12 protein-coding genes are annotated in these 9,722 nt (G+C 68.7%); 7 read left to right on the forward strand and 5 right to left on the reverse strand.

The genetic code is table 11. The features are described from left to right. The first annotated feature begins 123 nt into the window (after positions 1-123). The 7 genes from SM793_RS35485 to tgmC all read left to right on the forward strand — a co-directional run bounded on the left by SM793_RS35485 (position 124) and on the right by tgmC (position 5,549). Positions 124-1,338, forward strand: coding sequence for a glycosyltransferase (locus SM793_RS35485; RefSeq protein WP_320442464.1), 1,215 nt, complete (start codon positions 124-126; stop codon positions 1,336-1,338). 152 nt (positions 1,339-1,490) lie between these two features. Continuing rightward, positions 1,491-1,703 carry a hypothetical protein gene (locus SM793_RS35490; protein ID WP_320442465.1) on the forward strand — a complete coding sequence of 71 codons (213 nt, stop codon included), beginning with the start codon at positions 1,491-1,493 and terminating at the stop codon, positions 1,701-1,703. Beyond that, the gene (locus SM793_RS35495) at positions 1,687-2,202 is read left to right on the forward strand and encodes a DUF6879 family protein (protein ID WP_320442466.1); all 516 of its coding nucleotides are present in this window, start codon (positions 1,687-1,689) and stop codon (positions 2,200-2,202) included. Before SM793_RS35490 ends, SM793_RS35495 begins: the two co-directional genes overlap by 17 nt. After that, positions 2,199-3,032 carry a helix-turn-helix transcriptional regulator gene (locus SM793_RS35500; protein ID WP_320443262.1) on the forward strand — a complete coding sequence of 278 codons (834 nt, stop codon included), beginning with the start codon at positions 2,199-2,201 and terminating at the stop codon, positions 3,030-3,032. The genes SM793_RS35495 and SM793_RS35500 overlap by 4 nt, the downstream gene beginning before the upstream one ends. A 131-nt stretch (positions 3,033-3,163) precedes the next feature. After that, positions 3,164-3,439 carry a putative ATP-grasp-modified RiPP gene (tgmA, locus tag SM793_RS35505; RefSeq protein ID WP_320443263.1) on the forward strand — a complete coding sequence of 92 codons (276 nt, stop codon included), beginning with the start codon at positions 3,164-3,166 and terminating at the stop codon, positions 3,437-3,439. After that, positions 3,439-4,404, forward strand: a complete 966-nt coding sequence (tgmB, locus tag SM793_RS35510) for an ATP-grasp ribosomal peptide maturase (RefSeq protein ID WP_320443264.1) — start codon at positions 3,439-3,441, stop codon at positions 4,402-4,404. The genes tgmA and tgmB overlap by 1 nt, the downstream gene beginning before the upstream one ends. After that, positions 4,401-5,549 (forward strand): ATP-grasp peptide maturase system methyltransferase, encoded by a 1,149-nt coding sequence (gene tgmC / locus SM793_RS35515; protein WP_320443265.1) that lies wholly within the window; start codon positions 4,401-4,403, stop codon positions 5,547-5,549. Before tgmB ends, tgmC begins: the two co-directional genes overlap by 4 nt. Positions 5,550-5,609: 60 nt before the next feature. Here the strand turns inward: tgmC and SM793_RS35520 are convergent, their stop codons facing one another. From SM793_RS35520 to SM793_RS35540, 5 genes are all read right to left on the reverse strand, one after another. Beyond that, on the reverse strand, positions 5,610-6,872 hold the full coding sequence (locus SM793_RS35520) for a hypothetical protein (RefSeq protein WP_320443266.1): 1,263 nt from the start codon (positions 6,870-6,872) through the stop codon (positions 5,610-5,612). 147 nt (positions 6,873-7,019) lie between these two features. Continuing rightward, complete coding sequence (locus SM793_RS35525; protein WP_320443267.1) at positions 7,020-7,616, reverse strand: hypothetical protein; 597 nt, start codon at positions 7,614-7,616, stop codon at positions 7,020-7,022. A 157-nt stretch (positions 7,617-7,773) separates the two neighbouring features. After that, a complete protein-coding gene (locus SM793_RS35530) occupies positions 7,774-8,184 on the reverse strand; it encodes a hypothetical protein (RefSeq protein ID WP_320443268.1) in 411 nt (136 codons plus the stop codon). A gap of 268 nt (positions 8,185-8,452) precedes the next feature. Next, entirely contained in the window at positions 8,453-8,644 is a 192-nt protein-coding gene (locus SM793_RS35535) for a DUF397 domain-containing protein (RefSeq protein ID WP_320443269.1), read from the reverse strand. Further along, entirely contained in the window at positions 8,637-9,500 is an 864-nt protein-coding gene (locus SM793_RS35540) for a helix-turn-helix transcriptional regulator (RefSeq protein WP_320443270.1), read from the reverse strand. Before SM793_RS35540 ends, SM793_RS35535 begins: the two co-directional genes overlap by 8 nt. Between the last annotated feature and the right edge of the window lie 222 nt (positions 9,501-9,722).

The following is a 9,722-nucleotide window of genomic DNA, read 5'->3' on the forward strand; positions in this document are numbered from 1 at the left end:
TCGGGGGGGGGGGGGGGGGGGGGGGGGTCCGTCGGCGCAGGAAGTCGCCCCGTCCGACTTCCTGCGCCGGGTAATCGGCGAGATCCGGTGAGGGGATCGTGGCGGCGGGGGAGAATCGGCCGCATGCGTGCTCTGATCATCACCACCGGTTCACGAGGAGACGTCGCGCCCTACACCGGGTTGGGACGGAGACTGCAGGAGGCGGGGCACGAGGTCGCGGTGGCCGCCCATCCGGGGTTCGATGCGCTCATCGGTGGGTGCGGTCTCGGGTTCTGGGCGGTGCCGGGGGATCCGCAGGGGCTGATCCGGGACTGGGCCCGGGCGGGGTCGCGGGAAGAAGTCCAGGCGCTGACGCGGGCCTACGCGGACGGGATCGCCGACGGGGTGGCGCAGGCCGTGGAGGGTGGCGCCGATGTGCTGCTGACGGCCTTCGGCCCGGCGCCGCTCGCCCGGGTGGCGGGGGAGGCGCTCGGCATCCCCGTGGTCGGCACCTACCTCGTGCCCTTCGTCCCCACCGGGGAGTTCGCGCTGCCGAACGCGCGCGGCGCCGTCGGTGCGGGGCCGGAGGGCAGGCTCGCCGCAGGCCGGGACGTGGTGCGGCGGTCGGAAGCGGTCTTCTCGGGCGCCGCGACCCGGCTGCGGGCGCACTTCGGGCTCCCGGCCGAGGAGCCCTCGGCACCGTCGGGCGTCCGGCCGGTCTTCCACGGCTTCAGCCCGTCGGTGCTGCCGCGCCCCGCGGACTGGCCGTCCTGGGTCGACGCGTCCGGCTACTGGTGGTCCGCCCGGCCGGACGGCTGGCAGCCACCGGCCGAGCTGGTCGACTTCCTCCAGGCCGGTCCGCCCCCGGTGTTCATCGGCTTCGGCAGCATGGCGGTGGGGGAGGGCGAGCGGCTCGGCGAGCTGGTGGCCGAGGCCGTGAAGCGGGCCGGTGTGCGGGCCGTGGTGCAGGCCGGGTGGGCCGGGCTGGGCGGCTTCGGGGACGACGTGCTGGCCGTCGGCGACGTCCCGCACGACTGGCTGTTCCCGCGCACCGCCGCCGTCGTCCACCACGCCGGGGCGGGCACCACGGCCGCCGCACTGCGGGCCGGCGTGCCCGCCGTGCCCGTTCCCGTCATGGCCGACCAGCCGTTCTGGGCGGCCCGGCTGTGCGAGCTGGGAGTCGCCCCCCGGTCCCTGCCCTTCGCGGACCTCACCGCCGAGGCTCTCGCCACCGCGATCAAGGACAGCCTCGCCGAGCCGTCCCACCGCCGCCGCGCCACCGAACTCGCCCACGCCATCGCCGCGGAGGACGGCGCGGCGGCGCTGCTCGCCCACCTTGAGGGAGGGAACGCGGGCTGATCGGCGGCTGTTTCGGAACGAGGTCGGCGGCGCCGATCAAGATCCTTAGTCCGATACAGGAATTCTTCGAGGTTCTGGTGGACGAGTGCTTTCCCGTTTCCCTAACTTCGTATCTTCCGGTCCACTTGGCCGGCTCTGGAGGAGGGATCACCATGGCCGAACGCGCCAATCTGACGCGGCTGACCGGTAGGTTCGACGGTCCCGTCTGCGATGACGACGACTGTCCGAACATCTATGCCACCGATCGAGGTACCTTCGTGGTGCAGGGCGATCGGTTCGGGGCCCTCGCCGTTCCGGCAGATGAGGCAGCGGTGGAGATTCCCCGTCACATCCTGGAGGAGGCAGTCCGTGCTCTTGGATGGTGACCAATGGCGCAGGCACTTCGACGGGTACGGGCACAGCGCGTTCCGGCTCGAAGCGCAGCCCGTCTACACGATGCCGCGCGAGGCCGAGAACGTCGCGCGATTCCTGCGGGGTGAGCCGAAGCCCGTCGAGCACAACGCGGCGTGGCACATGAGGGTGCGGGGCTTCGTATCCTCGGGCCGGACGATCGGGCGGGTGCGAGTGGTGCGGCAGCCGTTGACCGACTACCAGCGCTACCAGTTCGCCTGGGGCATCCCCGGCAACATCGCCGCCGGCGAGGACATCAGGATCCTGGACGTCACCGAACAGGACTTCGGCATCCCGCTCCAGGACTGGTGGATGTTCGACGAGTCCTCGGTGGTGCGGCTGAACTTCCGCGCAGACGGCACGCAGATCAACCGTGAACTGGCCGACTATCGTGCCGAGGAGTGCCGGGAACTGAGGCGAACGGCACTCGCCCACGCGGTGCCGTTCGCCGACTATGTGAAAGCCCACGGGTGACGCTGGAGCCCGATCAGCTCGGCCGCTCGAAACGGGACCTGGCCGGGATGCTCCGAGAACTGCGCCTGCAAGCCGGTCTCACGGGAGACCGGCTTGCAGTGCGTTGCGGCATCAGTCAGAGCAAGATCAGCAAAATCGAGACCGGCAGGGTGATACCCGGTCTTGTTGATGTGGAACGCATTCTGTGGGCGCTCAACGTACCTGAGGACCTTGCTCGCGAGATCACCGCGCTCGCCAGAATTGCGAACACCGAGTGGCAGGACAAGCGCACCTCCTGGCGGCGTGGGATGGAGAAGCGGCAGGCGGAGCTGAAGGCCCTGGAATCCGACGCTGCCGAGTTGCGCTATTTCCTCCCTGCGATGATCACCGGCTTACTTGCGACTCCCGAATACATGCACGCCAGTCTTGGGTACTCGGTCGGTGACCGTACAGCCGTCGTCCTCCGCAAGATCGAACGTCAGGCGGTCCTCTACGACGAGTCCAAGACGTTCACGTTCATCCTGACCGAGCAGGCGGCGAGGTGGGCTCTGCTTCCGCCGCTGGCCATGGGGGTTCAGATCGACCGATTGATCTCGCTGGCCCGCTTGCCGAGTGTTCGCCTCGGTGTACTGCCGATCGGACGGCTGCTGTCCCGTGGGCCGATGAACACTTTCACGATCTACGACAATCGCCTGGTTACGGTGGAGACCTTCACCGGCCGGATTGTTTTCCGCGACCCCAAGGATGTCGGCCGGCACCGAGAGATTTTCGACCTGTTCGAAGAGGCGGCGATGTTCGGCCCTGCCGCTCAGGGCGTGCTCGCCGATTGGGCTGAGACGTTCAGTCGGTGAGGCTCTCACGGGAGGTTCATGCACGTACGGGAATGCCCTTGCAGGGGCCGAATTCAACTCCTTACGGTGAGCGAAGGGTAGCGGACGGTTGTTGCCGTCTGTGATGCTCACGGAGCCGAGGAGGACCGCAGATGAGGAAGACGCCTGCAGCGCCGTGGGGTACGACGAGGATGAGGCCGTTCGAGCCGGGCGCTCCGATCCCCATGGCCACGCCGATGATCGACCCCGACAGCCAGATCGCCGTGATCGTGGGCGAGGGCGGTCAAGTGGTCGAACTGGGAACGCACGGCACCAGTACGAACGGCCTCACGCCCACCAGCACCGGTCTGGGCGACGGGGCGAGTCCTGGCGGGGCGACGGATGTCGACAGTACCGAGTCCTATGACCAGGACCAGAGCTCGGACTGATGGCCGACACAGGTAGGTCGGTGCTCGTGCTGACAAACGCGCAGGATGTGACGGCGGACCTCGTCCTGCGTGTCCTTGCCGACCGGGCCGTTCCCGCAGCCCGGCTCGATCCCGGCCTCGATCTGCACACCGGAGCGTCGTTGACCGCCTCGTACGGTCTGGGCGGCCGACGGGGCATTCTGCGGACGCCGAGCCGCAGCGTTGATCTGGCGACGGTGCGGTCGGTGTGGGTCCGGCGGCCCACTCGGTACGAGGGGCCGCCGGAACTCGACGGCCAGGACGCCGGCTTCGCGGCGGCCCAGAGTTTCTGGGGAGCCGGTGGCATCCTCGCTTCGCTCGCGGACGCGCACTACGTCAACCACCCCTGGGCCAATCGGGCAGCCGAGTACAAGCCGGCCCAACTCGCGGCTGCCGGGCGGCACGGATTCCGGGTGCCCGAGACCCTGATCACCAATGACCTGCAGACCGCCCGGGATTTCGTTCGGGGGCAGATTGGGGGTGCGGTCTACAAGCCGTTGTGGAGCACCGCGTACACCGTGCAGGGCCGCCCGCACCAGGTGTGGGTGCGGGCCGTGGGCGCGGCGGAGCTGACCGTCGGAGTCGAGCTGTGCCCCCACCTCTTCCAGGCCAGGGTGGGAAAGGCCTTCGACGCGCGGCTGACCGCAGTCGGCGACCGCCTGTTCGCGACCCGGATCGACAGCCCCGACCTCGACTGGCGCCGACGACAGGACCGGATGGTGTGCACGCCGGTTGCCCCGCCCGGAGCTGTTCGCGAGGCCGTCGCCGCCTACCTCGCAGAGTTCGGCCTGGTGTACGGCGCGTTCGACTTCGCGGTGACGTACACAGGGGAGTGGCACTTCCTCGAATGCAACCCCAACGGCCAGTGGGCCTGGCAGCCTCCCGAAACCACCACGGCGATCGCGCGGGCGATCGCCGATCTCCTGGAGAGAGGGCGTGACGTATGACCACGTCTGCACGACTTCGTGCCAAGTTGGCCGAGCAACTCGGTGCGGGCGGCGTTCCGGTCGAAGGTGCATGGCGTGACGCGGCGCTTGCCGTGCCGCGTGAACAGTTTGTCGACTCGTACTTCTCCGCCGTCCCGGAGAGCGTGCCGACCGCCTATCGGACGGTACGCCGCGGCGACCCGGGATGGTTGGAGGGGATCTATGCCGATCGAACCCTCATCACGCAGCTGGACGGCACGACCTCGCCAGGAGCGGGCGGTGATGACGACGGGAGAGTGATCGGGTCGCCGACGTCCTCCTCCACATTGCCGTCGTTGGTGCTGGACATGTGGCAGCAGCTGGGTGCTGAGCCTGGGCATCACGTGCTGGAGATCGGCACCGGAACCGGCTACTCGACCGCGCTCGGTGCGCACCGGCTCGGGGACGCCGCCGTGACGAGCATCGAGTTCGACCCGGTGGTAGCGGAGCAGGCGGCGGCTGCACTCAAGGCGGCGGGCTTCGCGCCCAGGCTGCTCGTCGGAGACGGCCTGCGCGGTGACCCGCACGGTGGCTCCTACGACCGGCTGATCGCCACCTGTTCGGTCCGCCACCTTCCGATTCCCTGGCTGTTCCAGGTGAAGCCCGGGGGCCGGATCCTGGTCACCGTCTGCGGATGGAGCTATGCGTCAGCTCTGGCGCTGCTCACCGTGACCGAGCCGGGGCGGGCCACCGGGCGCTTTCTGCCCGGCCACACCAGCTTCATGATCGCCCGCTCGCACGAGCGGCCCGCGAGATCCGGGCTCACGCTGCTGTCGGGAGAAGCGCGGGCCTCCCGGATCAACCCCTCGATCCTCGGGACGTGGACCGGCTGTTGGGTGGCTCAACTCGCTGCCCCGTCCGCCGAACGTATGGGAGGGGGCGGTGAACAGACCCTCGTGGACGTGGCCACCGGTTCGTATGCCTGGACCGCACCGGAGCCGGACGGCGGCTGGACGGTCCGGCAGCGCGGGCCATTGAGACTCTGGGACCAGGTGGAACGAGGAATCGAAGCCTGGCAGGCCGTCGGTGAACCGCACCAGGACGGGTTCGGCATCACCGTGTCGGAGATCGGTCAGCGTGTATGGATCGGTGCGGAGGATGGGCCGGGCTGGGATCTGCCGATCTGACGAGGTGGCGATGATGGCCGCCTCGCTCCAGGTGGAGCGAGGCGGCCGTCGAGGTATGGCTCAGAAGAGGTCGGCGAGGCGTTGCCACCAGGGGGTGGGGGCGGGGGCCGGCTGTGGGGTGGCGACGGGGACGAAGGTGGTCTCGATGGGGGTGTCCCAGGTGAGCAGGGTGGCCGGGAACCAGGTGACGGGTTTGGTGTCGTCGCGGGCGTTGGCCCAGGTGGCGACGCGTTCGGCGGTGGTGCGGTCGGGGAGCAGGCCGTGGGTGTCGGTGGTGACACCGAGGTCGCGGACGGCGTCGTCGTGGAGGTCGTTGCAGAGCCAGGTGTGCAGGATGCCGCAGTCGTAGCCGAGCACCTCCCAGCCGAGGGCGCGGCCGCCCTCGGCCGGCACGGGGGTGGGGTCGGGGCCGTCGAGGTGGGCGAGGAGGACGGGTTCGTAGGTCTCCGCCTCGCGGATTTCGGTGACGAGCGCGTAGACGTGGTCACCGGGGACGAGCAGGGCGAAGAGTCGGGCGTCGGCGGGGACCGCGACGGTCGCGCAGGCCGCCAGGGCCTCGGCCGGGGTGTCGAACCAGCAGCCGTCCTGCGGGAGCTGGTCGATCAGGCAGCCGGAGGAGGAGGTCAGCAGCTCGGCTCGGGGCAGCCCAGCGCCGGCCACGGATTCCGGCACGGCGACGAAGTAGCCCGCGAGCAGGGGGTCTGCCGTGCGGGGAGGGGCGGGTCTGCGGGGCCGGAGCAGTTCGGGGAGGGCTTCGCCGGGGCGCGGCGAACGGCCCTCCGCGAGGTGGAAGAGGTAGACCCGGAGGTACTTGTTCAGGCCGCCGTCGAGGTGGGCGAGGTAGTCGCGCAGCCCCTGCGCGGCGTCCCGGTAGTGCTCCCGGTACTCGCCGTGGACCCGGGACCAGCGGTCGGAGGTCGTGACCGCCCACTCGCGCACCCGTCCGCGCTCCTGCCACCACTCGCGCACGGAGGCGTCGGTCCAGTGCTCGTCGCCGTCCATGGCGAAGCCGCCGTGGCCGAAGAAGCAGCCGCAGAGGAGGTCGTAGGTCTGTGCGGCGTCGGTCGGCTGGCGGTAGACGAACTCCCGCCCGTCCAGCGGTCCGCACTCGTCGTCGTACGCGATGTGGAACGGCGCGCCGTCCCGCCCCATCTGCATGGTGTCGGTGTCCGCCCCGTAGAACGGCCCGGGGACGTTGCGCCAGTTGCGGTCCGCCCAGAGCCCGCCGAACTGGTCGAGCGACGGGTGCTCGACGAGCAGCCGCCGGGCGGTGGGCAGCGGGTCCCAGTAGCCGCCGGGTATGGGGGTGGTCCCGTCGTCCATGGGAGCGGTCCGTTCTGTGGTGCCGAGCAGGGGGTTGGCGGAAGGCTCCCAGTGATATCAGAGCGGGAAAGCCCTGGTCGGAGCGGATGGACACGGGTGTGCCCCTCGCTCGGGTCGAGCGAGGGGCACGGCGGCGGACTGCGCCGGTCAGGCCTTGCGGATGTAGTAGCCGGTGCCGCTGCCGTAGCAGCTGTTGGTGCTGTAGGAGCCAGTGACGATCCAGCCCTCCGGACGGGGGGAGAAGGAGCACACGGAGGCGGTGGTCTGGGTGGTGATCTTGGTGATGCTGTAGCCGACGCCGGTGCCCACGCAGCTGTTGGTGCTGTACGACCAGGTCACGACCCAGTTGGGCGGCATCGGGGTCATGGAGCAGACGCTGGCGGTGGTGGAGTTGGTGACGTTGGCGATGTTGTAGCCGACGCCGGTGCCCAGGCAGCTGTTGGTGCTGTAGGACCAGGTCACCACCCAGTTCGGCGGGATCGGCGACATGGAGCACACGCTGAGGCTGGTCGCACCGTTCGAATCGGTGATGTTGTAGCCGACGCCGGTGCCCGGACAGGCGTTGGTGCTGTACGACCAGGTGATGACCCACCCGGCCGGGATGGGAGCGTTGGAACAGATGCTCGCGCTGGCAGTGACCTGCTGCGTGGCGGCCTGCGCCGGCGCGCTCGCGGCGGTCATCAGGCCCAGCATCATCAGTACGGCGGCTATCAGGTGCGGGACGTGCTTCCGTGCGGTCTTCATGTCGGCCTCGGGTCCTCTCGACGTTCCACGGCTGCGCTGCTGCTGCAACCGAGACGAACCATTCGCTCACTGCCTGTTCGTCGCGGCTGAGATGGTGTCAGAGATGCTGGAGTGGCACCAGGGTGCGGCTGGGACGCCCGTGCTCGGCCGAGGGCCGTCAGACCTTGCGGATGGTGTAGGCGATGTTGCTGCCCGCGCAGGTGCCGGTGCCGTAGGAGCCCGTCACGACCCAGCCGGCGGGGAGGGGTGAGAAGGAGCAGACCGTGGTGGTGGTCTGGGTGGTGATCTTGGCGAGGGTGTAGGCGTAACCGATCCCCTCACAGGTGCTGGTGGCGTAGGAGCCCGTGATCACCCAGTTGGTGGGGATGGGGGAGATGGAGCAGACCGTGACGTTGGTCAGGTTGCTGGTGTCGAGGATCGTGTAGATGTACCCGGCACCCGCGCAACCGTTGTTGCGGTAGGAGCCTGTGACGACCCACCCCGCCGGAATGGGCGAGTTGGAACATATGGTCGTGCCGGCGGTGAGCCGCTGGGGGGTGGCCTGTGCCTGGGCGGTTGCGGCGGTCATCAGCCCCAGGAGCAGAAGCACGGCCGTCAGTAGCTGCGGGATGCGGCTCCGTATGGTCTTCGCTGACATTCTGGGATCCCCTCGGCGTCCGGTGGCTGCATCTGTGCAGCCGGGATGAACGATTCGCGCACTTTCTGTGCGCGCCAGCTGAGATGGTGTCAGAGCCGCCGTGGGCACACCAGGGTGTCGAGGGCCGGGCGCCGAGGCCGGATGGGCATGGTTGCGCCCCCTCGCTCGGGTCGAGCGAGGGGGCGCTGAGGTGCTGGGGTCAGGCGTGGTGGTCGAGTTCGCCGCTCTTGATGGCGAGGAGGAGGGCGGCGACGGCGGTAGGGGTGGTGCGGAGGATGTTCTCGCCGTCGTCGGACTCACGAAGCTCAACTAGCGCGTCCGCGCTCCGGAACTCTACACAGTCGTCGTTTGATCCGCTGTAACTGGACTTCTGCCATGTTCCGTTAGTCATGGGTACGGTTCATTTCCTTTCTCACGGACTTGATGAAGTCTCGTGACTCATCTACTGAAAGGGCCATCGAGTCCATCTGGGCAAGGATGGCCCGGAACCTTGCCACGTGGGCAGGGGCGTCAAGTCGCCGGACTCCGAAACCGGTATCGGTATGCACCGTGTCGAGGTCCGGGATCGGTCCTTCGGCATACGTGAAGTTGTCGATGGGGCTCGGGAGGCCGATGGCGTCGAACGGTAGTACTCGAATGGCGATACCAGGTGCGTCGGAGTCCTCGACGAGGGCATCGAGCTGATCGGCGCGGACCTTGGGTCCGCTGAACTGCATGCGCAGCGCAGCCTCGTGGATGAAAGCCGAATACTTCGTTTCGCCGGATCGGACAGTCCGTTGGCGCTGGATCCGGAAGGCAGTTCTGAGGTCGATCTCGTGCCGGGGAATGGGTGGGTACGCGTGCGAGAAGACAGCGGCGGCGTAACCGGCTGTCTGTAGAAGCCCGGGGACGAACGTGATGGCGTAGGTCGCGAGCCCGTGAGCGTGGTCCTCCAGCTCGGCAATCTCGAGGAAGTCCTCCGCGAGCGTGCCTCGGTACGACTCCCACCAGCCGGCCTTGCCTCGTTCGGTGATGGTGTCGGCGAGGGCATCGATCAACGGCTGGTTGGTACACATGCAGGCGGCCGCGATGGTACGCAGGCGGTCGACGCTGATGCCGATCTTCCCGGCCTCCATCTGCGTCACCTGGGCCGGGTTCATCCCGACGGCACGGCCGAGTTGGCTGCCGCCGAAGCCGGCCTGCTCGCGCATTCTGCGGAGCTCTGCGCCCAGCCTGCGTTGGCGGAGGGTGGGGTTCGGTCGTGCCATGGGGTCCTTCCGTGCCGGGGTGTTCACAGTCTGCCGCGCCGGTCGGAGGTGGGTCCATCTACGGCCGGAGTTACCACGGTAGAGGGAAATATCTCGGTTCCATGGAAAATTTCCCACGAGCCTGAGATATGGTCCCGTCAGGTCGATCCGACGGATCGTCAGTAACGCCTGTTCTCTGCGGCGGTAGGCGCCTGCTGCCCGCTTTCGGCTTACGTTCCTCCC

This window comes from Kitasatospora purpeofusca (assembly GCF_034043715.1).
GTDB lineage: Bacteria > Actinomycetota > Actinomycetes > Streptomycetales > Streptomycetaceae > Kitasatospora > Kitasatospora purpeofusca_A.

What these genes read in the sequence shown, in the direction of transcription:
- SM793_RS35485 (WP_320442464.1), top strand. Translation starts at nt 124, where the DNA reads ATGCGTGCTCTGATCATCACCACCGGTTCACGAGGAGACGTCGCGCCC.
- SM793_RS35490 (WP_320442465.1), top strand. Translation starts at nt 1,491, where the DNA reads ATGGCCGAACGCGCCAATCTGACGCGGCTGACCGGTAGGTTCGACGGT.
- tgmA (WP_320443263.1), top strand. Translation starts at nt 3,164, where the DNA reads ATGAGGAAGACGCCTGCAGCGCCGTGGGGTACGACGAGGATGAGGCCG.
- tgmB (WP_320443264.1), top strand. Translation starts at nt 3,439, where the DNA reads ATGGCCGACACAGGTAGGTCGGTGCTCGTGCTGACAAACGCGCAGGAT.
- tgmC (WP_320443265.1), top strand. Translation starts at nt 4,401, where the DNA reads ATGACCACGTCTGCACGACTTCGTGCCAAGTTGGCCGAGCAACTCGGT.
- SM793_RS35520 (WP_320443266.1), bottom strand. Translation starts at nt 6,872, where the DNA reads ATGGACGACGGGACCACCCCCATACCCGGCGGCTACTGGGACCCGCTG.
- SM793_RS35525 (WP_320443267.1), bottom strand. Translation starts at nt 7,616, where the DNA reads ATGAAGACCGCACGGAAGCACGTCCCGCACCTGATAGCCGCCGTACTG.
- SM793_RS35530 (WP_320443268.1), bottom strand. Translation starts at nt 8,184, where the DNA reads ATGACCGCCGCAACCGCCCAGGCACAGGCCACCCCCCAGCGGCTCACC.
- SM793_RS35535 (WP_320443269.1), bottom strand. Translation starts at nt 8,644, where the DNA reads ATGACTAACGGAACATGGCAGAAGTCCAGTTACAGCGGATCAAACGAC.
- SM793_RS35540 (WP_320443270.1), bottom strand. Translation starts at nt 9,500, where the DNA reads ATGGCACGACCGAACCCCACCCTCCGCCAACGCAGGCTGGGCGCAGAG.